Annotated in this window: 27 protein-coding genes; 8 read left to right on the top strand and 19 right to left on the bottom strand. The window is 69.2% G+C overall.

Going from position 1 to position 23,842, the window contains the following annotated elements; all coding sequences use genetic code 11:
* The 5 genes from U5918_RS14375 to U5918_RS14355 all read right to left on the bottom strand — a co-directional run bounded on the left by U5918_RS14375 (position 1) and on the right by U5918_RS14355 (position 5,662).
* Positions 1-966, bottom strand: a complete 966-nt coding sequence (locus U5918_RS14375) for an ROK family protein (protein ID WP_336002144.1) — start codon at positions 964-966, stop codon at positions 1-3.
* Positions 967-1,068: 102 nt separating this feature from the next.
* Positions 1,069-2,817: a pyruvate kinase gene (pyk, locus tag U5918_RS14370; RefSeq protein ID WP_336002143.1), complete on the bottom strand. Its 1,749-nt coding sequence runs from the start codon at positions 2,815-2,817 to the stop codon at positions 1,069-1,071.
* Between the two features lie 114 nt (positions 2,818-2,931).
* On the bottom strand, positions 2,932-4,359 hold the full coding sequence (locus tag U5918_RS14365) for an aldehyde dehydrogenase family protein (RefSeq protein ID WP_336002142.1): 1,428 nt from the start codon (positions 4,357-4,359) through the stop codon (positions 2,932-2,934).
* Positions 4,360-4,449: 90 nt separating this feature from the next.
* Entirely contained in the window at positions 4,450-5,403 is a 954-nt protein-coding gene (gene kdgK1 / locus U5918_RS14360) for a bifunctional 2-dehydro-3-deoxygluconokinase/2-dehydro-3-deoxygalactonokinase (RefSeq protein WP_336002140.1), read from the bottom strand.
* Positions 5,404-5,491: 88 nt separating this feature from the next.
* Positions 5,492-5,662 (bottom strand): DUF7331 family protein, encoded by a 171-nt coding sequence (locus U5918_RS14355; protein ID WP_336002139.1) that lies wholly within the window; start codon positions 5,660-5,662, stop codon positions 5,492-5,494.
* A gap of 361 nt (positions 5,663-6,023) precedes the next feature.
* Between U5918_RS14355 and U5918_RS14350 the strand changes: the two genes are divergently transcribed.
* Positions 6,024-6,542 (top strand): HTH domain-containing protein, encoded by a 519-nt coding sequence (locus U5918_RS14350; protein ID WP_336002138.1) that lies wholly within the window; start codon positions 6,024-6,026, stop codon positions 6,540-6,542.
* On the opposite strand, the gene U5918_RS14345 is transcribed toward U5918_RS14350, so the two are convergent.
* Positions 6,543-6,908: a winged helix-turn-helix transcriptional regulator gene (locus U5918_RS14345; protein ID WP_336002137.1), complete on the bottom strand. Its 366-nt coding sequence runs from the start codon at positions 6,906-6,908 to the stop codon at positions 6,543-6,545. It abuts the gene before it with no gap.
* 169 nt (positions 6,909-7,077) lie between these two features.
* On the opposite strand from U5918_RS14345, the gene U5918_RS14340 reads away from it, so the two are divergent.
* A complete protein-coding gene (locus U5918_RS14340) occupies positions 7,078-7,479 on the top strand; it encodes a universal stress protein (RefSeq protein WP_336002136.1) in 402 nt (133 codons plus the stop codon).
* 225 nt (positions 7,480-7,704) lie between these two features.
* On the opposite strand, the gene U5918_RS14335 is transcribed toward U5918_RS14340, so the two are convergent.
* Entirely contained in the window at positions 7,705-8,277 is a 573-nt protein-coding gene (locus U5918_RS14335) for a response regulator (protein ID WP_336002135.1), read from the bottom strand.
* 100 nt (positions 8,278-8,377) lie between these two features.
* On the opposite strand from U5918_RS14335, the gene U5918_RS14330 reads away from it, so the two are divergent.
* Together U5918_RS14330 and U5918_RS14325 are read left to right on the top strand one after the other, a co-directional pair.
* The gene (locus tag U5918_RS14330) at positions 8,378-8,605 is read left to right on the top strand and encodes a DUF7996 family protein (RefSeq protein WP_336002134.1); all 228 of its coding nucleotides are present in this window, start codon (positions 8,378-8,380) and stop codon (positions 8,603-8,605) included.
* A 41-nt stretch (positions 8,606-8,646) separates the two neighbouring features.
* Positions 8,647-8,907: a DUF8006 family protein gene (locus U5918_RS14325; protein ID WP_336002133.1), complete on the top strand. Its 261-nt coding sequence runs from the start codon at positions 8,647-8,649 to the stop codon at positions 8,905-8,907.
* A 2-nt stretch (positions 8,908-8,909) separates the two neighbouring features.
* Here U5918_RS14325 and U5918_RS14320 read toward each other — a convergent pair whose 3' ends face one another.
* Positions 8,910-9,740, bottom strand: coding sequence for an NAD(+)/NADH kinase (locus tag U5918_RS14320; RefSeq protein ID WP_336002132.1), 831 nt, complete (start codon positions 9,738-9,740; stop codon positions 8,910-8,912).
* A 150-nt stretch (positions 9,741-9,890) separates the two neighbouring features.
* On the opposite strand from U5918_RS14320, the gene U5918_RS14315 reads away from it, so the two are divergent.
* A complete protein-coding gene (locus tag U5918_RS14315) occupies positions 9,891-11,141 on the top strand; it encodes a KaiC domain-containing protein (protein ID WP_336002131.1) in 1,251 nt (416 codons plus the stop codon).
* Positions 11,142-11,358: 217 nt separating this feature from the next.
* Here the strand turns inward: U5918_RS14315 and U5918_RS14310 are convergent, their stop codons facing one another.
* Together U5918_RS14310 and U5918_RS14305 are read right to left on the bottom strand one after the other, a co-directional pair.
* The gene (locus tag U5918_RS14310; protein ID WP_336002130.1) at positions 11,359-11,787 is read right to left on the bottom strand and encodes a universal stress protein; all 429 of its coding nucleotides are present in this window, start codon (positions 11,785-11,787) and stop codon (positions 11,359-11,361) included.
* A gap of 63 nt (positions 11,788-11,850) precedes the next feature.
* A complete protein-coding gene (locus U5918_RS14305) occupies positions 11,851-13,749 on the bottom strand; it encodes an ATP-binding protein (RefSeq protein WP_336002128.1) in 1,899 nt (632 codons plus the stop codon).
* Positions 13,750-13,892: 143 nt separating this feature from the next.
* On the opposite strand from U5918_RS14305, the gene U5918_RS14300 reads away from it, so the two are divergent.
* Positions 13,893-14,234 carry a DUF7113 family protein gene (locus U5918_RS14300; RefSeq protein WP_336002126.1) on the top strand — a complete coding sequence of 114 codons (342 nt, stop codon included), beginning with the start codon at positions 13,893-13,895 and terminating at the stop codon, positions 14,232-14,234.
* Here the strand turns inward: U5918_RS14300 and U5918_RS14295 are convergent.
* The 4 genes from U5918_RS14295 to U5918_RS14280 all read right to left on the bottom strand — a co-directional run bounded on the left by U5918_RS14295 (position 14,231) and on the right by U5918_RS14280 (position 17,080).
* Positions 14,231-15,481 (bottom strand): DNA double-strand break repair nuclease NurA, encoded by a 1,251-nt coding sequence (locus tag U5918_RS14295; RefSeq protein ID WP_336002124.1) that lies wholly within the window; start codon positions 15,479-15,481, stop codon positions 14,231-14,233. The genes U5918_RS14300 and U5918_RS14295 overlap by 4 nt on opposite strands.
* A 105-nt stretch (positions 15,482-15,586) precedes the next feature.
* On the bottom strand, positions 15,587-15,886 hold the full coding sequence (locus U5918_RS14290; RefSeq protein WP_336002122.1) for a hypothetical protein: 300 nt from the start codon (positions 15,884-15,886) through the stop codon (positions 15,587-15,589).
* Positions 15,887-15,949: 63 nt separating this feature from the next.
* Positions 15,950-16,528: a hypothetical protein gene (locus U5918_RS14285; RefSeq protein ID WP_336002121.1), complete on the bottom strand. Its 579-nt coding sequence runs from the start codon at positions 16,526-16,528 to the stop codon at positions 15,950-15,952.
* A 156-nt stretch (positions 16,529-16,684) separates the two neighbouring features.
* Positions 16,685-17,080, bottom strand: a complete 396-nt coding sequence (locus U5918_RS14280) for a DUF7522 family protein (RefSeq protein WP_336002119.1) — start codon at positions 17,078-17,080, stop codon at positions 16,685-16,687.
* Between the two features lie 187 nt (positions 17,081-17,267).
* On the opposite strand from U5918_RS14280, the gene gpmI reads away from it, so the two are divergent.
* Positions 17,268-18,785, top strand: coding sequence for a 2,3-bisphosphoglycerate-independent phosphoglycerate mutase (gene gpmI / locus U5918_RS14275; RefSeq protein ID WP_336002118.1), 1,518 nt, complete (start codon positions 17,268-17,270; stop codon positions 18,783-18,785).
* Between the two features lie 18 nt (positions 18,786-18,803).
* Here the strand turns inward: gpmI and U5918_RS14270 are convergent, their stop codons facing one another.
* Positions 18,804-19,199: a hypothetical protein gene (locus U5918_RS14270; protein WP_336002117.1), complete on the bottom strand. Its 396-nt coding sequence runs from the start codon at positions 19,197-19,199 to the stop codon at positions 18,804-18,806.
* 47 nt (positions 19,200-19,246) lie between these two features.
* Complete coding sequence (locus U5918_RS14265) at positions 19,247-19,435, bottom strand: hypothetical protein (protein WP_336002116.1); 189 nt, start codon at positions 19,433-19,435, stop codon at positions 19,247-19,249.
* 137 nt (positions 19,436-19,572) lie between these two features.
* On the opposite strand from U5918_RS14265, the gene U5918_RS14260 reads away from it, so the two are divergent.
* Entirely contained in the window at positions 19,573-20,307 is a 735-nt protein-coding gene (locus tag U5918_RS14260) for a bifunctional helix-turn-helix transcriptional regulator/GNAT family N-acetyltransferase (RefSeq protein WP_336002115.1), read from the top strand.
* On the opposite strand, the gene nadC is transcribed toward U5918_RS14260, so the two are convergent.
* The 3 genes from nadC to nadA are packed head-to-tail and all read right to left on the bottom strand — an operon-like array spanning position 20,304 to position 23,822.
* Positions 20,304-21,173 (bottom strand): carboxylating nicotinate-nucleotide diphosphorylase, encoded by an 870-nt coding sequence (nadC, locus tag U5918_RS14255; RefSeq protein ID WP_336002114.1) that lies wholly within the window; start codon positions 21,171-21,173, stop codon positions 20,304-20,306. The two genes, U5918_RS14260 and nadC, sit on opposite strands and share 4 nt — an antisense overlap.
* A complete protein-coding gene (locus U5918_RS14250) occupies positions 21,173-22,696 on the bottom strand; it encodes an L-aspartate oxidase (protein WP_336002113.1) in 1,524 nt (507 codons plus the stop codon). Before U5918_RS14250 ends, nadC begins: the two co-directional genes overlap by 1 nt.
* Before the next feature lie 4 nt (positions 22,697-22,700).
* Positions 22,701-23,822, bottom strand: coding sequence for a quinolinate synthase NadA (gene nadA / locus U5918_RS14245; RefSeq protein WP_336002112.1), 1,122 nt, complete (start codon positions 23,820-23,822; stop codon positions 22,701-22,703).
* Positions 23,823-23,842 lie beyond the last annotated feature (20 nt).

The following is a 23,842-nucleotide window of genomic DNA, read 5'->3' as shown; positions in this document are numbered from 1 at the left end:
TTACCTGCGGATTCGCCCCCGGTCACCGGTGCCACCAGTCATCGCACTCGCAACTGCCCCTTTCACCACGATCTCGTCACCGTACTCGGTCAACCGGATCTCGGGGACGTTCGAGACGACCAGGTCGGGCAATCGCTCGCGGACGGGATCGAGGACGAGTTCGGGGTTGTTGAGCGCCACGGCACCCCCGACGGAGATGGTGATGGGGGCATATGCGTGGACGATCGTCGCGATCCCGTGGCTGTTCCAGTGGGCCATCCGATCGAGCACCAGGTCGGCCAGCGGGTCTGCGCCGGCCGCGTCGAACACGTCTGGGGCGTCTAACTCCGGGTCGTCGAGCGGGAGGTCGGTCGCCACGTCCTCGCGCTCGTGGAGGACGCGGGCGTACTCGGGGAGGTTCTCGCCGGAGCAGAAGGCCTCCCAGTGGCCGGTCCCGCCGCAGCCGCAGGTCACGGGGCCGTTCGAGTCGAGCGCGACGTGCCCGATCTCGCCGGCGTTGCCGTCCCAGCCCGAGAGGAGGTTGCCGTCGACGCAGACGCCGGCGCCGATGCCCGAGGAGATCGTCAGGTAGACCATGTCGTCTGGGGCGCGGTCGGCGTAGAACCGCTCGGCGAGCACGCCCGCGTTGGCGTCGTTGTGGAGGTAGACCGCGTCGCTGTCGACGAGGTTCTGCACGGGGCCGACCAGCGGGATGCGGTCGGCGCCGTCGACGTTTACCGGGTTCTCGACGGCGCCGGCGGCGGTGTCGAGCGGGCCGATCGAGCCGATGCCGACGGCGTTGATCCGGGTGGTCGTCGTCCCCGCCGCCTGGCAGGCCGCCCGGAGCGAGTCGAGGACGGCCTCGGTGACCGCGATGCCGCCCTCGTTCTGTGGCGTTCCCCGCCGATCCCGGCCGAGGACCCGGCCCTCGACGTCGGTCACGACGGCACGGAGGTTCGTCGCCCCGAGGTCGACTCCCGCGTACATTCTCTGCGTGCATCGACGCCCGGCGCGTCCTTAAGTCCGTCCGCTCGCGGCCGGTGCGGGGCTATGCCTGGTGTATTCCGGAACCGAGCTGCAAGTAACTGGTCAGTTCCGCCGCGCCGCGATGGCGTCGGCGTACACGACGCCGCGCTCGCCGTCGAGCGTGACGACCGAGCCGCCGGCCACGTCCCCGAGGTCGGCGTCCGCGATGGTCGGGACGCCCAGTTCGCGCGCGACGATGGCCGCGTAGCCGGTCACCCCTTCGTGGGCGGTGACGATGCCGCCGATCCGGGAGAGGTCGCCGTCGAACTCGCCGTCGAAGTCCGCGGGGACCGCGAGGATCGCGCCCTCGGGGATGCCAGTGAGGTCGCCGCCGTCGGCGACGTGGAACACCGTCCCGGAGGCGATGCCGTCGACGACCGGGCGGCCGGTCGTGAGCGTCTCGGCGGCGACGTGGACCTTGAGCGTGTTGGCGGTGTCCAGTCCGTCGAGTTCGGTCATCATCCCCGCGAGGACGACGACGGTCTCGCCGGGCGCGACGACGCCCGCGTCGACGGCCGCCCGGACCGCGGTCTGGACGACCGCGTCGGCGCCGGCTGCGGCGTACCTGGCGTACTCCGGGCGGATGCCCCAGGTCAGCGCGAGCTGGCGGCGGACCCGCTCGCTGGGCGTCGCCGCGACGATGGGCACGTCCGGGCGGTACTTGGCGACTTTCCGCGCAGTGTAGCCCGATTCCGTCGCTGCGACGATGGCGCTGGCCCCCACGTCACGCGCGAGGAAGCGCGCGGACCGGGCCAGCGCGTCGGTCCGGCTGTCGCCCGCGGGTGGAACCCGCTGTTCACGTGACTCGGCGTACTCGGTGCTCTCCTCGACGTCCCGGACGATGCGGGCCATCGTCTCGACCACGGTGGCTGGGTGGTCACCGATGGCCGTCTCGCCGGACAGCATCACGGCGTCGGTGCCGTCGAGGACGGCGTTTGCCACGTCCGAGGCCTCCGCGCGGGTCGGGCGGCGCTCGTGGACCATCGAGTCGAGCATCTCCGTCGCGGTGATCACCGGGACGCCCGCGCGGTGACAGCGGCGGATCACCCGCTTCTGGATCAGGGGGACCTCCTCCATCGGGCACTCCACGCCGAGGTCGCCGCGGGCGACCATCACGCCAGCGGCCTCCTCGACGATCGAGTCGAGGTTCGCCACCGCGTCGGCCCGTTCGATCTTGGCGACCACGGGGATGTCGCCGCCCGCGTCGTCGATGGCTTCGGTCACCTCGTAGACGTCGGCGCCGTTCCGGACGAAACTGGCCGCGACGAACTCCGCGTTCCGTTCGACCGCCACCTCGATGTCGCGGCGATCCTGCTCGGTGACCACGGGGAGTCCGAGATCGACGCCGGGCACGTTGACGCCCTTGTTGCCGGTGAGGTCGCCGCCGTCCTCGACGCGAGCGGTTACGGCCTCGTCGTCACTCTCCTCCACGATGGTCTGGATGCGGCCGTCGTCGAGCAGGACGCGGTCGCCCGGCTCGGCGGCGTCGATCGAGACCGAGAGTCCGATCTCCTCGGGCGTGGCGGTTTCGCCGGTGACGAACCGGACGGTCGACCCGGTCTCGACGCGGATGGGTTCGTCGAGGGGAGCGGTGCGAATCTCCGGGCCCGCGAGGTCGTACATGATCGGGACCGGGGCGCCGACGCCGTCGCTCACCTCCCGCACGCGGTCGATCACCGCGGCTCGATCCTCGGGGGTGCCGTGGCTCGCGTTGAGGCGCGCCACGGCCATGCCCGCCTCGATCAGCTCGCGGAGTCGCTCGCGCGAGTCCGAGGCGGGCCCGATCGTGCAGACGATTTTGGCGTTGCGCATGGGGTGACACTCCACTGAGTCGCCGGCGACAGTGACGGTGGTCGCGATCGGCCGACGACGACGTTCCGTCAACGTTCTCGGCGCACTCGCATAGGTCCTGTGCCGGGTGGCCGCTCAGAGCACGACGGTCTTGGTCGTGGTGAAGGCGTCGACCGTGTAGCCGATGCCCTCGCGGCCGATACCCGAGTCCTTGACCCCGCCGAAGGGCATGTCGCCGAGGCCGTGGGAGGGCGCGCCGTTGATCCGGACGGCGCCGGCCTCGATGCGGTCGGCGAGTCGCATCGCCCGGTCGTGGTCGGCGGTGAACACCGACGCGTCGAGGCCCAGATCGCCCGCGTTCGCCAGTTCGAGCGCCTCCCGCTCGTCGGCGAAGGGGACCACGACCGCGACGGGGCCGAACTGCTCTTCCTCGACGAGTCTGGCCTCGCGGGGCACGTTCGCGAGCAGGGTCGGCTCGTGGAACTGGCCGTCGCGCTCGCCACCCCGAACTAGTTCCGCGCCCGCGTCGACGGCGTCGGCGACCAGTTCCTCGACGCGGAGGGCCTGATCCTCGTCGATGAGGGGGCCAAGCGCCGTGTCCTCGTCGAAGAGGTCGCCGGCGGTCCACGCGTCCATCGCGTCGTCGAGGCGGGTCACGACCTCGTCGTGGACCGACTCGTGGGCGAGCACGCGCGAGACGGCCGAGCACCGCTGGCCGGCGTACTTGAAGGAGCCCTTCGCGCACTGGCCGACGGCGTCGTCGAGGTCGGCGTCGGGGAAGACCAGCGCCGGGGCGTTACCGCCCAGTTCCATGTGCAGCGTCACCATCCCGCTCTCGTCGCTGACGCGTTTGCCCGCGCCCGACGAACCGGTCATGGCGATGGCGTCGAGGCGGTCGTCGCCGGCGAGCACGTCGCCGATCTCGCTGGCCTCGCCGGGGACGTAGCTGAACGCCCCCTCAGGCAGATCGACGGCGTCGACGCAGTCGGCCAGGATCGCCGCGCTCACCGGCGTCTTCGTCGCCGGTTTCAGGACGACGCTGTTGCCCGCCGCCAGCGCCGGGGCGACCTGGAGCGCCGTCGTCGCGAGCGGGTAGTTGTAGGGCGTCAGGCAGAGCACCGTCCCGACCGGCTGGGGCTTGACGATGGCCTCCCAGCCCTCGTGGCCCGCGGTCGTCCCTTCGAGATATTCGCCCTGCAGTCCGTGAACTACCTCGACGGCGCGACGGAACCGCTCGACGGCCGCGGCGACCTCGTTCCTGGCGCTCGCGATCGGCTTGCCCGCCTCCCGGACGATCACGTCCGCCAGTTCCTCGCGGCGGGCCTCGAGTTCGTCCGCGATCGTCTCGAACCAGCCCGCGCGTTCGACCAGCGTCGTCTCGCGCATCGCCCGCTCCGCGTTCTGTGCGGCCGCGACCGCCGCGCGCGCCTCCGCCGGGCCCGCCGTGTCGACGCGTGCGAACGTGCCGCCCTCCGCGAGGTCCCGTACCTCCAGGGTCCCGCCGCTCGAGTCGTCGAGGTCGTCGAAGAGGAAGTCCGTCGGATGATATCGTGTGGTCGCCATACCGTCCCTAGCCGACCGGTGCGTAAATTAGTTACTCAGAATTGAATTAATTTCCGATTAGTCTGGGTCGCGGACCACCTGGTTACCGGCTCAGCGGTCGATGGCTTCGGCGTCGCCGGCGCGGACGCGCGCGACGGCCTCGGGGGTGACGACGGCGGCGTCACCGGGAACGGTGCGTTTCAGCGCGGCCGTCGCCGCGCCGTCCGCCAGCGCGTCGGGGACGGAACCGCCCTGGAGGCGACGGGCGAGAAAACCGCCGACGAAGGCGTCGCCGGTGCCGATGGGGTGGGCGTCCCCGGCCGGAATCGCCGGCTGGTCGTAGGTTTCGCCGTCGTGGACGGCGACCGCGCCCTCCTCGCCGCGGGTCACGACGGTCGTCTCGAAGCCGTACTCGGCGGCCAGTCGCTCCGCGGTGTCTTCGGGCGATCCGGACAGACCGAGGACCGTCTCGGCGTCGCGGTCGGCGACGACGAATACGTCGACGAGTTCGAGGAGATCGGTCACCGTCTCGCGGGCCCGGCCGGGCGACCAGAGTTTCGAGCGGTAGTTCAGGTCGAAGACGGTGGTCGCGTCCGCCTCGCGGGCCAGTTCCAGCAGGTCGGCGGTGGTCGTCGCCAGCGTCTCCGAGAGCGCGGGCGTGATCCCCGTGGTCAGGAAGGCGTCGGCGCGCTCGATCCGGTCGGTCGGGAGTTCGGCGGCGGTCGCGGTCCGGACGGCCGCTCCCTCGCGGTCGTAGACGACGGACTGCCCGCGCGGGGGATCGGCCCGCTCCAGATAGTAGGTCCCCTGTCGGCCCTCGTCGGTCAGGACCACGGCTGGATCGACGCCGTGGCGGCGGATGGCACCGAGGACGCGCCGGCCCGGCGGCGTGTCCGGGAGTTTCGAGAGCCACGTCGACTCGACGCCGAGGCGCTGGGCCGCGACGGCGACGTTGCTCTCCGCGCCGGCGGCGTGGACCTCGAAGGTCCGCGCGGTCTCGACTGGCTCGTCCCCCGGCGGGGACAGACGCAACATGGTCTCCCCGAAGGTCGCGAGTGCTGGCATACCCCTCACGTCGTCGTCCGCGAGCAAAAAGGTGCGAGACGAAGAGTGCCGCGGCTGCTCGGCCGCGATCGGTCGCCCCCTCCGGCCGCTACCGCAGGTCCGTCACGGACACGGCCCCGTCCGACTGGAGCCAGGCGCGGTGCTCGTGTCGGTCGTAGATGAGCACGCCGTCCGCCGCCTCGAGCGCCACGAGCGATCCGGCGCGCTCGCCGGCCGCGTCGGGTTCGGTGTCGGCGTCGTCGACGGGTGTTCTGGCCATCGTGATTTCCCCCTCCGTCTGAACTGTCGCCCGCCAAGGTGTTAAGAGTTACCATACCACATAGAACCCCACGAACCGGCGGGGTCCCCGGCACCGCGGCGGTCGGAGCTCCCGACACGCCGACGGGGATGACGGAGGGCGGCGGACGACGGCGTGCGATCGTTTCAGCGGGCGATACTGCGAACTGAAGCGGCGTTCGCGGGTTCCCGCTCGGGGCGCGAGACCGACCGCTCGGAGGCCGTTTCCCGCCGGTGATTAGCCGGCGATTACACCGGATCATACCGTTCCTGTCAGGCGGTTTTGTCTAGCGCACCAAATCTTTATCATTCAGTGTATTGATTGGTATGCACACCCGATTACGATGACCACAGAGACACAGCAGGAGCGGGTGACCGTCGATCTCCACGTTCGATCGCTCACGCCCCGTGGCGGGCCGGGCCAGCAGGAGGCGGTGATCGAACGACTCGAGGAACTCGTCGAGAGCGGGCACGTCGACGAGTTCTCCCTCGACGTCTGGGGGCGGCAGGTCAGCCTGTCGACGGCCGCCGCCCGCACCGACGCGGGACGGGACGTGTTGAACAGGGTCGAAGCGTTCCGCGACTGGGCGGCGGAGACCGATCGCTCCGTCGACTCCTTCTTCGAGACGCGACGGGTCTCCTCGACGGTGACCGACGAGAACTACGTCGCGCTCGTCCTGCCGCGGGTCACCCTCGCCGAGTACCGCGACGGGGACCTGGCCTACGTCGCGCCCTGCACGGACGGCGAGGACGTCTGTACCGTGCTGGACCGACTCGACGCCCTGGAGACGGAGCCGACCGTCGCCGAGGCGGTCGAGGCGGACGGCCGGGGCCGACTCGTCGCCCCGGAAGCCGAGGAGTAGTCAGGCCGGAGAGCCCTCGTCCGGCGCGGGGACGAGGTGATCCCGACCCCACTCGCGCATCGCGTCGATGACCGGCGCCAGATCGGTGCCGCGCTCGGTCAGCGCGTACTCGACGCGAAACGGTTTCTCGCTGACGACGGTTCGCGTGACGATCCCGCGGTCCTCGAGGTCGTCCAGACTGTCCGAGAGCACCTTGCTCGACACCCCGTCGACCGCGTCCTGCAGGGCGTTGAATCCCCGGGCGCCCTCCTGTAACAGCCGGTCGACGATCACCGGATGCCACTTCTTGCCGATCAACGCGGCCGTCGCCGTCACGGCACACCACTGTTCGCCGGCACACCAGATCTCCACCGGTTCGTCGTCCATACGTCCCCACAGGACGGCCACGGATTTATAGTTACGTTTCGCTACCCGGTTGCATTCGGTAACTGCCACCCGGACCGCGTTCGAACGCTGATAGTGAACGCCCCCACCTATTCTCAATTACTGATACTTGGCACTGTTATTTAACAGGCTGCTGTTCGACTGAATGGGTATGTACGAGATACTGATGCCGATCGACACCGACGCCGACCGCGCACTGCGGCAGGCACGAGCCATCGAGGACCTGCCGGGCGGGCCCGACGAGGTCGCGGTGACGGTCCTGCACTCCTTCACCGAGAACCCGTCGGGCGCGTCGATCACACAGTTGCAGTCGGCCCGGCGCGTCGAGTCGCGCCTCGAGGACGCCGGCTACGAGGTGACCCTCGACGAGCAATCCGGCGAACCGGCCGACGCCATCCTCGAAGCCGCCGCCGAGATGGACGCGGACCTGATCTGCATCGGCGGGCGCAAGCGCTCCCCCACGGGGAAGGTCCTGTTCGGGAGCGTCACCCAGAGCGTCCTGCTCGACGCAGACCGGTCCGTCCTCGTCTGCCGGCGCGACGTCGAGGCCTGAGTCGAAACCAACCACCATTTAAACCACCGAGTATCACCGGGTTAAATTTAATCCAGTATCGCTTGATATAATGTCTCGCCGGTGGGTGGGTGGTTCATCGCTTCCGATTCTCACCGGCGGGGGACGCGCCCACGTCCCCTTACCAGCCGTCCCGCAAGCACCACGTGCCAGCTTGCCGCGATGCCGTTCCTCAGGCGGCATCCCGGCTTCTTCTGTGACCGACGATCACCGACCGGGCTGTCGACCGATCTCGCGAAAGGCCATCTCGAAGTCGGCGAAGTCCTCGAGCGATGCGTCCATCTCGGCCTCCAGTTCGGCGGCGCGCTCCCGGAGCGCGGCGACCTCCTCGTGCCCGTCGAGCTCCCGCGGGGTCTTCTCGGCTTCGAGCAGGGCCAGTTTGGCCGTGACCTCGTAGAACTCGGTGAGGCGCTCGTCGAGGTCGCTGGCGGCGAGCTGTTGCTCGATCGCCTCGAGCAGGTCGTCGCTCTGGACCGGTTTACAGAGGTAGTCGTCGAAGGGCATCGCGATGATGTCGAAGTCGGGGTCGACCGCCGTGATCATGACGACGCGACAGTCGAGTCCCCGGTCGCGGATCGTCTCGAGGACCTCGTCGCCCGAGACTTCGGGCATCCGGCGATCGAGCAGGACGATGTCGACGTCCTCGTCGACCGTTTCGAGGGCCTCGCGGCCTCCGTAGGCGGTGCGGACGTCGTACTCGCGTTCGAGTTTCAGCGCGTACACGTCGGCGACCTCCGTCTCGTCGTCGACCACGAGCACCGTCGCCCGATCCTGGGCCATAGCCCCAGTTCGGAGAGCCACGGGTTATATCTTGCCCGCGAGTTGACACCGGGAGTCCGGGATCGAACCTTTCACGCCGGTCGACGCCCACGGGTCCCCTATGAGCGGCCACGAGACAGACGCCGCGACGGGCCTCTCGGACCGAACCAAGATCGCGCTGGCGCTGAGCGCCGGCGTCGTCCTCCCCGGACTCGCGAACTACGGGCTCGGCCGGGCCGGCTACCCCACGCTCGGCAGTCTGGTGTGGGTCGTCGGCTACTTCGGCGTCATGATCGCCATCTGGTACGTCTGGGTGCGCCCGCTCGATCTGACGGGTCCGGCCGAGTAACGGAAGTTTTTAGGCCGCTTCAGGGTCAGTGTCAGTCAAGGATGCTCGCGCTACCGCTCCAGGTGATCGACAACTTCCTGCTCCAGTACAACGTCGGGCAGGCGCTTTTGCTGGTCTTCGTCCTGTCCCTCGTCGGGGCCCTGCCGCTGCGGTCCCTACGTGTTTACGCCGTCCAGTTTTTGAGTTTCGGCCTCATCTTCATGCTGACGCCCCAGAGCATGCTCGAGGAGCCCCACTGGAAGTTCCTCGGCATCGCGCTGCTGGTGCTGGCCCCGATGGTGTACGTCAGCGCGCGCAAGTAAGTTCAGTCCAGTTTCTCGAGGCCCGCGAAGAAGTCCAGCGGCGGCCCCGCGACGCGGACCGGTTCGTCGGCCGGTGAGAGCGTCACCGTCGCCGGCGGTGCAACCGTCTCGCTCGTCCGCCCGTCCCCGACGACGACCGCCCGGTCGCTCCCGCTCACGGTCACCGTGACCTCGCTGTCCGCCCCGACCACGAGCGGCGGCATCCCCGGATCGCCCGCCATCTCCGTGACGATCAGTCCCCCCACGTCCGGGTGGACGACCGGACCGCCCTCGCTGAGGTTGTAGGCGGTGCTCCCGGTCGGCGTCGCGATGAGGACCCCGTCGGCGTGGCCCGCGGTGTAGGTCGCCCCGTCGACCGCGACGGTGAGATCGACTCCCTGGCCGTGGCCCCGCTGGGGACCCAGGACGGCGATCTCGTTGATCGCGGGTGGGATCGTCAGGCCGTCGCCGCGGACCCGAATCCGGTCCATCGACCGGAGCGTCGGCGCTCCGTCCGCGCGGAACTCCGCGACGACGTCGGCGACCGTCTCGACGGCGTCTTCGGGCGAGACTGCGTTCAGAAAGCCGACCTCGCCGAGGTTGACGCCGAGTATCGGGGTCGTCCCCGCACCGCGGGCGGCGAAGAGGAAGGTCCCGTCGCCGCCGATGCTGATCACGAGGTCGCAGTCGTCCATCGCCGCGACGGCGACGCCGTCGACGTCGGCGTCGAGGGTCTCGGCGGTGGTCTCGTCGACGACGGTCCCGACGCCGCTCCCCTCGAGGTGCGTGCGGACGTCGCTGGCCAGCGCGGCGGCGCGCGGGTTCTCCCGCTGGGCGACGATCCCGACGTTCATCTGCCCGGGGGTTGACCCCGGGCCACCATAAACCGGGCGGGACGCGACCGCCCGGGGCCGACCGTATCGGGACGTGAACACCGGACAACTTTAATCAATCAGCGAACCGAGAGACCGGTATGATCACCCGGTCGTCAACGAGGGTCCCCGATGAGTGAGGACGACGACTGGTTCGAGAGCGCCACCGCGGGCGACGACGCTGCCGACGCTGACGAAACTACCGACGAGAACGACGCTACCGACGGGGACGACGCTGCCGAGGAGGCAGTCACCGACGACGAGACCGCTGACGCCGACGATGCAGCGGACACCGACTCCGCAAGATCCGACGCCGTCGGCGACGAGTCCGACGACGCGAACGGCGACGGGGCGTTCGACGCCGAGGACGGAGTGTTCGGCGAGGGCGACGCGGCCAGCGGCTTCGGCGAGGGCGACGCGGAGGACGACGATCCCTTCGGCGGCGACGGGAGCAGTCCCTTCGACGCCGACGGAGACGAAGGCAGTCCGTTCGACGCCGGGGGAGACGATGAGAGCCCCTTCGACGCCGGCGGGGACGAGGGCAGTCCGTTCGGCGGTGACAGCGACGGGGGCGACGGCGGCGAGGGCGGCGAGCTCTTCGACGACGACTTCGCGTCCGCGTTCGGGTCGGCGGGCGGCAGCGGTGGCGGCGACGAGTTCGACGACGAGGACTTCGAGTCCGAGATCCCCCGGCTGGATCTGGGCATCGAGGGCCTCGACGACATGATCCAGGGCGGCATCCCGCGCCGTCACCTCATCGTCACCATCGGCTCGGCCGGGACCGGCAAGACCACCTTCGGCCTGCAGTTCCTCCACCACGGGCTGCAGCAGGAGGACACCGAGAAGGCGGTCTTCATCACGCTCGAACAGAGCCACGACGCGATCATGGCCACCGCAGACGAGCGCGACTGGGACTTCGAGCGCTACGAGGAGGAGGACGAACTCGCCATCGTCGACCTGGATCCGGTGGAGATGGCAAACAGCCTCCAGAACATCCAGGCGGAACTCCCGGAGCTAATCAGGGACTTCGGCGCCGATCGCCTCGTGCTCGACTCCGTGTCGCTGCTCGAGATGATGTACGACAACCAGGCCAGGCGGCGGACGCAGGTGTTCGACTTCACCCGCTCGCTGAAGAAAGCCGGCGTGACGACGATGCTCACCTCCGAGGCCAGCGAGTCGAGCACCTACGCCTCCCGGCACGGCATCATCGAGTACCTCACCGACGCCGTCGTCCACCTCCGGTACGTCCGCCAGGAGACCCGCGAGACACGGATGGCCGTCGAGATCCAGAAGATCCGGAACGCCAACCACTCCCGGGAGACCAAACCCTACGAGATCACCGGCGACGGCATCTCGGTCTACCAGCAGGCGAACATCTTCTAAATTTTTCCACCTCCCGACGAGCGGGCGGCGAAAGTCGCCGGCCGCTCGAAGGGTCGGGCAAAAATTTAGTACAAAAATCGCCGCTCGCTCCAGTGCGCGGCTCCGCCGCGCGTAGTCGCTCGCCGGCGTTCCGCGCGCTCGCGAGCCTTCGGCTCGCTCGCGTGCGGTACGATAACTCCACACCGCACGATGGTCGCCACCCTTCCCCCCGCGACAGTCACCGCGCGACGGTCACCGGCACCGTGGCGTTCCGGACGACGTTCTCGGCCACGCTGCCCAGCAGGATGCGCGTGACGCCCGAGCGACCGTGGCTCCCCATCACGATCAGGTCCACGTCGTTCTCCGCGGCGTACTCGACGATGGCCCGGGAGGGTTTGCCGACGACCGTCTCCGACGAGATCCGCGACTCCGACGCCGAGTCGCGATCCGCGAGTTCTTCGAGCAGCGACTCGGCGTCGGCCTTTGCCCGCTCGAACCACTCCTCCGAAAAGCTCGGAAGCGTCGCGCCCGCGCTGTAGCCCGCCTCCGTCGGGTTGATCACGTGCAACAGGACGAACTCGCCGTCCGGGTACTCACGCATGGCGAAGTCACAGGCCTCACGGGACTGCTCCGAACCGTCGACCGGTACCAGGATACGCTTTCCCATGGTACCAATACTCACTCATGGGATTTGAAAGTTCGCGCCGAGGAGCGGCGACGGCGGACCGACTCAGTCCCGGCCGTGTTTGGTCACGCAGACCGGGAGACCGATCAGCTCGACCGACTCGGAGTTGTCCGGCGAGTAGACGACCATCTGGCCCTTCTCCATGTAGGGCACCTTCGCTTCGAGGTTCGAGGGGATGTTGACCGCCTTGATGGCGTCCTCGTCGCCGAGGTTGAGGACGATGGTCGTGTTGATCTGTTTGAAGACCGGTTCGGCGATGTCCTGGGGGTCCTGCGTGATGAGAAAGAGGCCCAGCCGTTCCTTGCGGCCCTGTTTGGCGGCCTCGGTGAACTTTCCGATGACCTTCCGCGCCTGGACGCTGTCGGCGTCGGTGAGGAAGTTGTGGGCCTCGTCCATCCCGACGACGAGGGGCGTCTCCTTGATCCGGTCGTAGCGCGGGTCGTTCGAGAGCTTCTCGTCGACCAGCAGGCTCGACAGCGCGAGCACCACGGTCTCGGTCGCCCGGCGGTCGTTGACGTGGTAGGTCGGGACCACCGTCAGCCCGCCGGGGCGGACGAAGTCGCTCACGAGGTCGGTGATCGGGCGCGCGTCCTGGTCGAACACGTCGCCGAACCCTCTTACTCGTCGGCGGACGGCGTCGAAGGTCGCCTCGTGGACCCGGCCGCTCTCGTCGAGTTCCTCCTTCAGCGCCGGGTCGTCGAGGAAGGAGACGAACTGCTCGTAGGTCCCCGCGGAGCCGTGATTGTCGAAGAAACGGCTCAGGAGGTATCGCAGCGCGGAGTACTGGTTGTCGTTGAGGCCGCCGCCGGAGACCAGCCAGGGGTTGCCCCGGACCATCGAGAAGGGGATGGTGAACTCGACCTGCTCGGCGCGGTGGTGGTCGGCGGCGTAGGTCGCCCCGCCGACCTTCGGGACGAAGGCGACGGTGTCGTCGTGCCCGCCGAATGCGACCCCCTCGCGTTCGAGCCGGCGGCGGTCGTCCTGATCCAGTTCGGGGTTGTCGTCGTGCATCTGGGCGTACTCGTCTTGCGGGTCGAACTGCACGACGGCGGTCTGGACCTCGCGGTCGGCGCCGTCGCCGACGGGGTACGTCCGGTCGTCGTCGAGGTACTGGCGCAGGACGTTCTTCGAACCGTGGGTCTTCCCCGACCCGGTCCCGCCGGCGATCAGGGTGTGCCGGAAGACCAGCGGGTCGCCGGCCTCGTAGTCGTCCTTGAGCCGGTAGTCGATGGTCGGCGGCTCCGCCGCGGTCTCGACGCGCTCGCCACCGACGGCCAGGTGGCCCAGGAAGACCCCGTCCTCGGGGATCTTCAGGCCGGTCTTGATCTCCGATTTGTCCGTGGCGGCGCGGACGACCGTCTCCGGTTTTGGCACCCGGTCGGTCATCCGGCGTTTCAGTTCCCCGTCCTGTTCGAAGAGTACAGCGACGGGTTCCAGCGTCGCCATGAACTTGAAGTCCTGCTCGTCGATCCCCCGCGAGCGCATCGCGCGCCGGGCGTGGATCTCCGTCGCGTCGTCGGTGCGAAACTCCTGGGCGTACTCCAGCGCGGTGATCCGGCAGAAGAGACGTTCGCCGTCCGGATAGGGTACGAGCAAATACTTCCCGATCCGGACGCTCGCGCGGTTCTCGACGGTGACGTAGGCCCGGAGCCGCGTGTCGTCGGGGTCCTCGCTGATGGTCAGGCCCTCTGAGGCCGAGAGCACGCCCATCCCCCGGTCCGAGCCGGCGGGCGAGACGTCCACGGTCTCGAAGGCCGGCGACTCCTCGTCGTCGGTCGCCGGTTCATCCCCGGTCGCCGCAGCCTGGGCCGTCTCGTCGGCCGCCGGCTCGTCGGCTCCCGATTCGGCGTCGGCCTCCGCTCCCGGCGTCCCGCCGGTGTCCCCGTCGGCGGACCCCTCGTCCGCGCTTCCGTCGAAGTCGGTGAAATCGCCCAGATCTGACATACCAGCCCCATCGCCCCCGTGGGTCAAACACGTTTCCCCGTGACGCGACCGGTCGCGGAGCCCACACCACCGGCGACCGGAGGTTCGATGGAGTGACCGACACCGACGCGGCCTTTTTCCGCGCTGGCCGCGTACCTGTGGGTATGTTACTCATTCGAGGGTCAGCCGGCGGGACCGACCTCACCGGCACGCTGTACGAGCGCGGCGAGCGCTCGCCGTCGTTCAAGGGCGCGCCCGACGAGGACGCGCCGTACGTCTGGGTCTGCGACGCCTTCTACGAAGTCGAGAGCGGCGGCCAGGAGACCACCATCGGCGGCCGCGATCTCAACGTCGCCTTCGAGACCCCCATGCCCCACGGCTTCGAGACCCGCGAGCGCGCCATCCGGGCCGCGAAGGAGCACGTGCGCACCCAGTTCGCCCGCGTCGGGGTCGACGGCACCGACGTCGAGATCGAGGTGACGAGGGCCGAGGCCGAGGCGCACTAGAACTCCACGCCGTCCCAGCGCACGTCGTTGTACGCCCGCTGGCGGTCGCTGTCGAACGTTTCCTCGAGTTGCCGCTGGAGTGCGGCCTTCTCCTGTACGCTGATCCGCGCGAGTTCGTCTGCCTTCTCGACGGCCAGCGGCGGCCCGGTCCGTCCGGCCACGTCCGTGACCATCTGCATGGTCAGCTCCTCGCGCAGGTCGGGGTCCTTCGTGAACGCGTAGGGGGCCTCGACCCGGTAGACGAGTTCCTCGCGCGGGTCGTAGAGAACGAAGAAGGTCACCTCGTACTCCCGCGGGTCGAGTTCCTTCGTCAGGTCGAGATCGAGTTCGCTCTCAACGGAGAGGGGACAGTCCGCGCCGGCCCGGGAGACGAACCAGTTGGTGAAGGTCAGGGCGTCCGTCTCGGTCTCGCCGTCGTCGTCGGTCCGCCGGAGGATCTGCTCGAAGAAGGCCGCGTCGTTGACCCAGGGGGCCGCCGATTTCCGGCGGACGGTGCGGGTGATCGCTTTGGAGGCCGTGTTCTTGACGAACCCGACGAGTGGAACGTCGCGTTCGACGAAGCGCTCGACGAGGTCGACGTAGTGCTGGACGACGTCACGGGGACGTTCGTCCTCGACCAGCAGTTCGGCCAGCGTCGGGTCCTGGTTCGTCCACTTCAGCAGGCCGGTGGGGTAGATCGGCCCGTCGAGGATCAGGAGGTCGGAGACGACGTCGGCGTTGAGTTTCGCGTGCGTGCTCTCGGCGAGGTAGAGCGCGAGGGCGTGGACGACGGTCTGCTCGAAGCGGTCGACGCGGGGGGCCTGGAGGATGCGGCCGCGGCCGTATCCCTGGTCGAACAGACTCCAGTCGTCCTCGGTGACGTCGACTGTCCCGTCGTTCGCGTGGACGGTACTGACGATGGTGCGGCCACGGTGCAGGTCCAGATCGGAGGGGACGGCGGCCATCGCCGCCTGGGCCACGTCGATGACCAGGCCGTTCTTGAACGTGGTGGGGTTGATCGTCCCCGAGTCGAGGCCGTGCTGGGTGGGGAAGGGCGACTCCATCAGCGCGGCGTCCTCGCAATCGACGAGCCGGCACCGCTGGTCGCCGAGGGGTTCGATGACGGGCGTTCCCTCGTAGTAGAGGGGGTCGAGGAACTCCTCCCAGACGGTGCCGGCCACGTCCCGGTGGTCGCTGGCGTCGACGCCGCTCTCGATGCGGCCGGCGAGCTGCGCGATGCCGTCGAAGTGCACCGGGTCGAGGGTCATTGGCCGGGCAAACGCAAGGGGGGAGCAAAAGTGTCGGGGACCGTCGGTCGGGCGGTCCAGTGCCGTCGCGGGGACCGGGCGTGACCAGTGGCCGAACCGCGCCGGTCACTCCTCGTACGCGGTGACGAGGTCGGCGTCGATCGCCAGTCGGATCTCGTCGTCGTCGGATTCTGCGACGAGTTCGGCGACGAACTCGTCGATGCCGACGTCGAGATCGACTTCCTCGCCGTCGGCGAAGGACAACTGCGTCCAGTCCGCGTCGCCGACGACGCGGGCCGTGTCCGGCCACCCGTCCTCCGTAGGATATCCCGGCTCCTCGGGATACCCTCCCTCCGTGGGGTACGGGGACTTCTGGAGGTACCCCTTCTCCGTCTCGTAGATCTCGTGCTGGTCGTCCGGAGACATAGGTCACCATACCCCGCGGAGGCTATTCGTGGTTGTTGCAGACTGCGAGCCATCGGTCTCCAGTTACTGCCGATATCCGAAGTACGCTAGCGCGAGGACGAGGAGGACCACCCCGAGGTCGGGCTCTATCGACGATTCCGCGGTGACCAGTCGGCCGATCGACGCGGCGAACAGGGCGATTCCGGCGAAGGCGGCCCACAGGCCCCGCCGAAACTCGGCCGTGCGCCCCTGCATCTTCTCGCGGTTTTTCTCGACGACCTCCTGGTAGGTGTCCACGAGTTCGGCGTAGTGGTGCTCCAGATCGGTCTCGCGCTGGATCTCGCCGATGGCGTCCGCGCTCAGGCCGAGGGGGTGGATCGAGGGCGTGTATACCCCGATACAGCACCACAGCGAGTAGAGGAAACTGAGCACGGCGGCGACGACGTACAGGTCGATCGTCAACTGGTCGAAGACGTTCCAGGCCGAGACGATCCCCAGCGTGACGAGCAACACGACCTTGACCGTTTCGAGGGCCTTCCCTTCGAGACGCCTGACGCCCTCGATCTGGACGTCGGCGGTGTCCCTGTAGGCCTCGTACGCCGTCCTGTTGATCTCGATCTTCTCCGTTCGCGACCCCGTCTCCGTCGCGTCACCGTCGGCCATGGCGTTTCCGAGACGGACGTGCCGCCGACGGATCTCCGGGCGCGGGCGGGGAGGCGGGGAGCGGGCGCCGCTGGCGGCGGACCATGTCCGCCGTCGTTCGATAGCTCGGACAATAAAAGTCCGTGTCGGGGAGGCAACACCGCCGTCCGGCGGTCGTCAGTCGTCGCGGCCGGTCTTCTCGTCCAGCACTTCCTTGATGGCGGTGACGTAGGAGTTGAAGTCCCGGATGGTCGCGCCGTCGGTGGTGACGAACACGCCGTCGCGGTCGCTCGTCACCCGGAGGAGGAAGCCGTTCTCGAAGACGCGGATGGTGTAGCGGTACTCGCCCAGTTCGGTCCCGCGGTAGGCGTCGGTGGTGTTCTTGAAGCCGCGCCACTCGTGGCCGATGAAGCTGTCGAGGTCGGCGTCGCGTTCGAGGTCCTCGCGGAGGTATAGCTGCTCGAAGTTCGACCGGGTGAAGTAGGTCAGAGAGCGGAGGCTATCGCCCGCCGCCGTGCGCGCGGTCGTCACCAACTTGTCGGCGAACGCTTCGTCCACGATAGTCGTCTCCATGCGTTAGCCTGGGCCGCCCTCTTACATAACGTCGGTGGTCCCCGAGGCAACTGCCGCGGTCGCCGACGCGTCCGCGCCCATATTTCGGCGCCCTGCACCCGGAGTGAACCCCGACCCGGGCCCGACCGTCCCGCCGGCCGCCCGCGCATCCGACGGCGTTTTACATTCCGGCGGCGACCCACCGCGTATGCAGGTGGGTCTGGTCATCCTCGACGGCTGGGGGCTGAACCCCGACGAGTCGGCCCGGGACGCCGTCCGCGCCGCGGACACCCCGAACGTCGACCGCTTTCGCGAACAGGGGGCCGCGACGACCCTGGAGACGCACGGTCGCCGCGTCGGCCTCCCCGACGGACAGATGGGCAACAGCGAGGTCGGACACCTCAACATCGGCGCCGGCCGGGTCGTGAAACAGGAGACGACCCGGATCACCGACGACATCGTGGCCGGCGAGTTCGGCGACAACGAGGCCCTGAAATCGGCGTTCGATTACGCCGAGGACCACGAGGGCACGGTCCACTTCATGGGGCTGGTCAGCGACGGCGGCGTCCACTCGGCCCAGTCGCACCTCCACGCACTGATCGACGTCGCCGCCGAGCGTGACGCCGAAACCGTCACCCACGCCTTCACCGACGGGCGCGACACCTCCCCTACGGGGGGCGAGGATTACCTCCAGTCGCTCGCGGCCCACGCCGAGGAACGGGGTACCGGCCACGTCGCCACCGTCAGCGGCCGCTACTACGCGATGGACCGCGACGAGAACTGGGACCGGACGAGACGCGCCTACGACGCCATCGTGAACCGGGAGGCCGAGTACGCCGCCCCCACTGCGGTCGACGCCGTCACGGACTCGTACGACCGGGACACCACGGACGAGTTCGTCGAGCCGACGCTGGTCGATGGCGGGCTGGCCCTTTCCGATGGTGACGCGATCGTCTTCTTCAACTTCCGCTCGGACCGGGCCCGCCAGCTCACGCGAATGCTGGCCGACATCCGCCCCGAATGGGAGTTCGATACGGACCCGCCGGCGACGCGGCTGGTGACGATGACCGAGTACGACGAGACCTTCGACCTCCCCGTCGCCTACCCCCCGAACCAGCCCGAAGACGTGCTGGGCGAGGTGCTCGCAAACACCGACCACACCCAGTTGCGGATCGCCGAGACCGAGAAGTACGCCCACGTCACCTACTTCCTCAACGGCGGCCGCGAGGTGGAGTTCCCCGGCGAGCGCCGCGAGATCGTGCCGAGCCCCGACGTGGCGACCTACGACCAGCAGCCGGAGATGAGCGCCGCCGAGGTGACCGACACGGCCATCGACGCCATTCGTGCCGACGACCCGGACGTGCTGGTCCTCAACTACGCGAACCCGGACATGGTAGGCCACACGGGCGACTTCGACGCGGCCGTCGCGGCCGTCGAGGCCGTCGACGAGCAGGTCGGGCGGCTCGTGGACGCGCTCGGCGAGGCCGGCGCGCACGCGCTCGTCACCGCCGACCACGGCAACGCAGACGACATGGGCACCCCCGAGAACCCCCACACCGCGCACACGCTCAACCCGGTCCCGTTCGCGTATCTCGATCCCGAGGGGACCGACGGGGGGCGAGTCGCGCGGGAGGGCGGCACGCTCGCAGACGTCGCGCCGACGATGCTCGAACTGCTGGGCGTCGAGAAACCGGCCGCGATGACGGGCGAATCGCTCCTCGAGTGAGGCATCGGGGACGGCGGATCACTCGGTCGCGGTCGAGAGATCTTCGGGGATCGCCGCGGCGAAGAGTCGGTAGCCGGCGATCGCGCCGAGCAGTCCCATCGAGACGGCGAGCGCCAGCGATCCGGAGACGAACAGCCCGACGAAGACGAGGGGGCCGCTCCCCGCCAGCGCGAACCCGGCCGGGAGGGGGCGGAATCCGAAGACGGACCCGGAACTATCGGCGGCGTATCGCTCCGGGGCGAGCAGCGCCGGGAGGACGAGCGCCACGCCGGTGCCGACGGCGACGCCGGCCACCGCGCCCGGGAGGGCGACGCCGAACGCCGTCAGACTCACCGCTACCAGCGTCGCGACGGTCGTGCCGGCGACGCCGACGCGAACCAGTTCGACGGTGCGCCGGGACGGTTCCGTCGTCACGTCCGGTCGGAGGCGGCCCGGTCACTTAACCGACCGGAAAGCCCGCGCTACGCCGACTGGCGACCCCGGGTGACCGTCCCGGACGTCCCGACGAGCAGTGTGCCGACGGCGATGGCGACGACGCCGAGGGGGAGCGTCAGCGTCGGCACGGTTCGAATCAGTTGGAGCAGTTCCACCCCGACCAGTCCCACCCCGACGACCAGTAGCACCGCGCCGGTGAGCAGTCTGTTGTCCATCGGTGTTCCCTGGGGGGCGTACCACGCCCAGCCTGTTGAACGCGGCTGCGAGGTGATTGGGGATGGGGGCCGTTCGGTGGCGACTCGTGTCAGACGGTCAAAAGTTGTATAGGTCCCGGGACCGAAGGTATCCGGGAATGAGCCCCTTCGAGTCCTTCGATTTCGACGACGACCGGATGGGGATCTATCGCTACGTCGAGCGGCACGGGTCGGTCCAGCCGAGCGAAGCGGCCGACCACGTCGCCATCGACCCGGAGGCGTTCAGACACCACGTCTCGATGCTGAAACGCGACGGATACCTCGAAGAGACCGAAGACGGGAACCTCCGAGTGCGACTCGACTGCGGCGAGACCGAGGAACACGAGACGGCTGGGCTGGCCTACGAGATCCGACCGGCCTGTCAGGCCGACGCGACGGGACTTTTGGGCGTGGTCCGGGCGGTCGCCGACCGCCAGGTCCACCTGGTCGCCGAGAGCGTCGCCGAACAGCTCGAGTACGAGGACGCCCTCCTGCGGAACAACGCCGGCGAGACGCGCGTGTTCTTCGTCGCGACCGTCGAGGACGAGGTCGTCGGCTGGTGCCAGGTCGAGATCCCGCGCCTCGCCAAGCTCTCCCACACCGCCGAACTCACCGTCGGCGTCCTCGTCGAGTACCGGCGCTACAGCATCGGCAGCCACCTCCTCCAGCGCGGGATGGAGTGGGCCCGCGCCAACGGCTGCCGCCGGGTCTACAACTCCGTCCCCGAGACCAACGACCTCGCCGTCTCCTTCCTCCAGGAGAACGGCTGGCGCATCGAGGCCGTCCGCGACGGCCACTTCGAGATCGACGGCGACCCCGTCGACGAGATCATGCTCGCCGTCGATCTCGATTAGTCCGTCCGGAAGGAGTAGTCAAGCGACGCCGCCGAGTGGGTCAAAGAGCCCATCGAGATCACGTCCACGCCGGTCCCCGCGTATTCGGGGACGTCTTCGACGGTGATGCCGCCCGAGGCCTCCGCCAGAACAGCGGGGTCCCGCTCACGTAGCAGGTCGACGGCCTCCCGAGTCTCCGCGGGCGTCATGTTGTCGAGCAGGACGATATCGGCGCCCGCGTCGGCGGCCCGCGGCGCCTCGGCCGGTCGCTCGACCTCGACCTCGATCTTCGTGGCGAAGGATGCCCGATCGCGGAAGTGCTCGACGGCCCCCTCGAGGCCCATCTCGGCGACGTGGTTGTCCTTGACCATCACCATGTGCGAGAGATCGAGCCGGTGGGTGTCGCCCCCGCCCGCGACGACCGCGCGCTTCTCGATCCCGCGGAGCCCGGGGGTCGTCTTCCGCGTCGCGGCGACGGTCACGTCCTCGTCGACCTCGCGGCTCACGGCTTCGCCGTTCGCACCGTCCGAGGCCTCACTACGCTCGGCCTCTCGCGCGGCCGCGACCGCTCGCCGGGTCTTCGTCGCGACGCCGGAGGCGTGCCCGGCGAGGTTGACTGCGACCCGCTCTCCGCGCAGCACGTCCCGGGCCGGGCCCGCAACGCGCAGGACAGCCTCGCCGGCCTCGACGCGGTCGCCCGGTTCCGCGGGGCGCTCGACGCTCACCCCGAGGTAGTCGAAGACCGCCGCGGCGGCGTCCAGCCCCGCGACGACGCCCGACTCTTTGGCGACGAGTCGCCCCGTCGTCTCCCCGGGAACCTCGTTCGTCACGTCGTGGTGCCCCAGGTCCTCGCGGAGCCAGCCCTCGATCTTCGAGTCGGCGAGCATCAGTCGTCGGCCCGGGGTTCGGGCGCGTCGGATTCAGCGTCGGTGCTCGGACTCTCCGCGAGGTGATGACAGCCGACCGACTCGTCGTTTGCGGCGGCCTGTCGCGCGATCAGCAGGGCCGTCACGCTCGCCGACCGGAGTTCGTACAGCGAGCGCGAGGTCCGCGTCCGCGTGTAGGCGTCCACCTCGCCCTTGAGTCGCCGGAGGACGGCCATCGCCCTGCCGAGGTCCTCGGGATCGCGTTCCAGGCCGACGTACTCGTCCATGACGCGCCGGAGCCGGCGGAACTTCTCGGCGGCGAACCGGTCGGGGAGTTCGGGGTCCCGTTCGAGGAGCTCCGGCGCCTCGACGACTTCGGCGTCCGTCCCGGCCGCGTCGGCGCCGGCCCGCAGCCCCCAGACCAGCCCCTCGAGCAGCGAGGTCGAAGCCAGCCGGTTCGCGCCGTGGACGCCCGTGCGGGAGCACTCGCCGACGGCGTAGAGCCGGTCGAGACTCGTCCGCCCGCGGTCGTCGACGTCGATCCCGCCGCAGCAGAAGTGCTCGGCCGGGACGACCGGGATCCCGGTTTCCCAGTCGACGCCGTGATCTTCGCACTTCTCGACGAGATCGGGGAACGCGCCGGCGAAGTCGAGGGGACGCACGTCCAGCAGGACCTCGCCCGTCGCGTCGCGTTCGGTCTGGACCGCGCGGGCGACGACATCCCGGGGGGCGAGTTCGGCGTCCTCGTGGTAGTCGGGCATGAACCGCTCGCCCTCGCCGTTGCGGAGCACTGCACCCTCGCCGCGGACGGCCTCGCTGACGAGGAAGGGACTGTCGTTGGCAACGCACACCGTGGGGTGGAACTGGACGTACTCCATGTCCGTGACCTCCGCGCCCGCCAGGGCCGCCATGGCGATGCCGTCCCCGGTCGAGCCAGCGGGGTTGGTCGACCTGGGATAGAGGTCCCCGATGCCGCCGGTCGCGAGCACGACCGACCCCGCGAAGTGGGGGGCGAATTCGCCGTCCGATTCGAGGACGGCCCCGTGGGCCCGGCCCTCGTGGCGGATCAGTTCGAGCGCGGCGGTGTCGTCTCTGATCCGGACCCCGTCGTGGTCGTCGAGGTAGTTCAGGAACGGGACGTGGACGTGTTTCCCCGTCGAGGCGTCGACGTGGAGGATGCGGTCCGCCGAGTGGGCGGCCTCGCGCCCGAAGTCGAAGTCGCCCTGGGCCTCGTCGAACGCGACGTCGAGGGTCTCCAGCAGGACGTCCTCGACGGCGTCGTTCGCGTTCTCGACGAGCACGTCGACGGCGTCCGGGTCGGCCGTGCCGTCCGAGGCCGCGAGGACGTCGCGCTTGAACTGCTCGGGGTCGTCGCGCGCGACGGCGATGCCCCCCTGGGCCCACCAGGAGGCCGACCCCTCCGGGCGGGTGGCCTTCGTCGCGACGGTCACGTCGGCGCCCTCGCGGGCCGCGGCCAGCGCGGCAGCGAGGCCGGCGATCCCGGAGCCGATCACGAGCACGTCGGATTCGGTGTGTGCGGACATCGGATCAGATCTCCAGCATCCGGTCGAGTGCGACCTGTGCCAGTTCCTTCTCCGCGGGCGCGACCTCGATCACGTTGCGTTCGCGGCCCTCGACGAGTTCCTCGAGCACCCAGGTCAGGTAGTTGGGGTCGATCTGGCGCATGGCGTTGCAGTCCATGCAGGCGTCGCCGCAGAGCGGCAGGACCTCCACCTCCGGGTGCCAGCGGTCGAGGTGGTTCGCGAGGTGGATCTCCGTGCCGATGGCCCAGGCCTCGCCGGGGTCGGCCTCGGCGACCGTCTCGCAGATGGTCGCGGTGGACCCGACCACGTCGGCGGCCTCGACGACCTCCCGACGGCACTCCGGGTGGACGACGACGTTGGCGTCCGGGCGTTCCTCGCGCAGGTCCTCGACGTGACTCTCGCGGAATCGCTCGTGGACCTGGCAGTAGCCGTCCCAGAGGATCACGTCGTTCTCGACCGCGGCGCTCGCGTCTTTGCTCTCGGGATCCCAGGGGTCCCACTCGACGATCTCGTCCTCCAGTCCCAACCTGTGAGCCGTGTTCTCCCCGAGGTGCTTGTCCGGGAGGAAGAGGACCTTCTCGCCCCTCTCGAAGGCGTACTCGAAGGCCCGGTGGGCGTTCGAGGAGGTACAGACCAGCCCGCCCTGCTCGGCGCAGAAGGCCTTCAGGTCGGCGTAGCTGTTCATGTAGGTGATCGGCACGATGTCGTCGTCGGTCGCGGCGGTGAGTTCCGCCCACGCGGCGTCGACCTGCAGCGCTTCCGCCATCCCGGCCATCGGGCAGGACGCCTCCATGCTCGGGAGGATCACGGACTGATCGTCGTCGGTGATGATGTCGGCGGACTCGGCCATGAACGTCACGCCGCCGAAGATCACGTAGTCGGCGTCGGCCGCGGCGGCCTCCTTCGAGAGCTGGTAGGAGTCGCCGACGAAGTCGGCGTGTTCGACGATCTCCCGGCGCTGGTAGTTGTGGCCCAGGATGACCACGTCGTCGCCCAGCTCGGCCAGTGCGGCCTCGATGCGCTCGGTGCGCGCGACTTCGTCGAGGTCGCGATAGGCCGGCGGGAGCTGTTCCAGGTCGTCGTATTTGAAGAGACTCAGGTCGGTCTCGAACCGCGCTGTTTCCATTTCCGGCACGTATACCACCC

It is taken from the genome of Halorientalis sp. LT38, from assembly GCF_037031225.1.
GTDB classification, from domain to species: domain Archaea; phylum Halobacteriota; class Halobacteria; order Halobacteriales; family Haloarculaceae; genus Halorientalis; species Halorientalis halophila.
The sequence above is the reverse complement of the archived record's forward strand: the minus strand, read 5'-3'. Positions and strand labels throughout refer to the sequence as shown.

What these genes read in the sequence shown, in the direction of transcription:
- U5918_RS14350 (WP_336002138.1), top strand. Translation starts at nt 6,024, where the DNA reads ATGACCACAGAGACACAGCAGGAGCGGGTGACCGTCGATCTCCACGTT.
- U5918_RS14315 (WP_336002131.1), top strand. Translation starts at nt 9,891, where the DNA reads ATGAGTGAGGACGACGACTGGTTCGAGAGCGCCACCGCGGGCGACGAC.
- pyk (WP_336002143.1), bottom strand. Translation starts at nt 2,817, where the DNA reads ATGCGCAACGCCAAAATCGTCTGCACGATCGGGCCCGCCTCGGACTCG.
- kdgK1 (WP_336002140.1), bottom strand. Translation starts at nt 5,403, where the DNA reads ATGCCAGCACTCGCGACCTTCGGGGAGACCATGTTGCGTCTGTCCCCG.
- U5918_RS14355 (WP_336002139.1), bottom strand. Translation starts at nt 5,662, where the DNA reads ATGGCCAGAACACCCGTCGACGACGCCGACACCGAACCCGACGCGGCC.
- U5918_RS14295 (WP_336002124.1), bottom strand. Translation starts at nt 15,481, where the DNA reads ATGACCCTCGACCCGGTGCACTTCGACGGCATCGCGCAGCTCGCCGGC.
- U5918_RS14330 (WP_336002134.1), top strand. Translation starts at nt 8,378, where the DNA reads ATGAGCGGCCACGAGACAGACGCCGCGACGGGCCTCTCGGACCGAACC.
- U5918_RS14345 (WP_336002137.1), bottom strand. Translation starts at nt 6,908, where the DNA reads ATGGACGACGAACCGGTGGAGATCTGGTGTGCCGGCGAACAGTGGTGT.
- U5918_RS14375 (WP_336002144.1), bottom strand. Translation starts at nt 966, where the DNA reads ATGTACGCGGGAGTCGACCTCGGGGCGACGAACCTCCGTGCCGTCGTG.
- U5918_RS14325 (WP_336002133.1), top strand. Translation starts at nt 8,647, where the DNA reads ATGCTCGCGCTACCGCTCCAGGTGATCGACAACTTCCTGCTCCAGTAC.
- U5918_RS14310 (WP_336002130.1), bottom strand. Translation starts at nt 11,787, where the DNA reads ATGGGAAAGCGTATCCTGGTACCGGTCGACGGTTCGGAGCAGTCCCGT.
- U5918_RS14265 (WP_336002116.1), bottom strand. Translation starts at nt 19,435, where the DNA reads ATGGACAACAGACTGCTCACCGGCGCGGTGCTACTGGTCGTCGGGGTG.
- U5918_RS14250 (WP_336002113.1), bottom strand. Translation starts at nt 22,696, where the DNA reads ATGTCCGCACACACCGAATCCGACGTGCTCGTGATCGGCTCCGGGATC.
- U5918_RS14320 (WP_336002132.1), bottom strand. Translation starts at nt 9,740, where the DNA reads ATGAACGTCGGGATCGTCGCCCAGCGGGAGAACCCGCGCGCCGCCGCG.
- U5918_RS14285 (WP_336002121.1), bottom strand. Translation starts at nt 16,528, where the DNA reads ATGGCCGACGGTGACGCGACGGAGACGGGGTCGCGAACGGAGAAGATC.
- U5918_RS14340 (WP_336002136.1), top strand. Translation starts at nt 7,078, where the DNA reads ATGTACGAGATACTGATGCCGATCGACACCGACGCCGACCGCGCACTG.
- U5918_RS14260 (WP_336002115.1), top strand. Translation starts at nt 19,573, where the DNA reads ATGAGCCCCTTCGAGTCCTTCGATTTCGACGACGACCGGATGGGGATC.
- nadA (WP_336002112.1), bottom strand. Translation starts at nt 23,822, where the DNA reads ATGGAAACAGCGCGGTTCGAGACCGACCTGAGTCTCTTCAAATACGAC.
- U5918_RS14305 (WP_336002128.1), bottom strand. Translation starts at nt 13,749, where the DNA reads ATGTCAGATCTGGGCGATTTCACCGACTTCGACGGAAGCGCGGACGAG.
- U5918_RS14300 (WP_336002126.1), top strand. Translation starts at nt 13,893, where the DNA reads ATGTTACTCATTCGAGGGTCAGCCGGCGGGACCGACCTCACCGGCACG.
- gpmI (WP_336002118.1), top strand. Translation starts at nt 17,268, where the DNA reads ATGCAGGTGGGTCTGGTCATCCTCGACGGCTGGGGGCTGAACCCCGAC.
- U5918_RS14280 (WP_336002119.1), bottom strand. Translation starts at nt 17,080, where the DNA reads ATGGAGACGACTATCGTGGACGAAGCGTTCGCCGACAAGTTGGTGACG.
- nadC (WP_336002114.1), bottom strand. Translation starts at nt 21,173, where the DNA reads ATGCTCGCCGACTCGAAGATCGAGGGCTGGCTCCGCGAGGACCTGGGG.
- U5918_RS14290 (WP_336002122.1), bottom strand. Translation starts at nt 15,886, where the DNA reads ATGTCTCCGGACGACCAGCACGAGATCTACGAGACGGAGAAGGGGTAC.
- U5918_RS14335 (WP_336002135.1), bottom strand. Translation starts at nt 8,277, where the DNA reads ATGGCCCAGGATCGGGCGACGGTGCTCGTGGTCGACGACGAGACGGAG.
- U5918_RS14365 (WP_336002142.1), bottom strand. Translation starts at nt 4,359, where the DNA reads ATGGCGACCACACGATATCATCCGACGGACTTCCTCTTCGACGACCTC.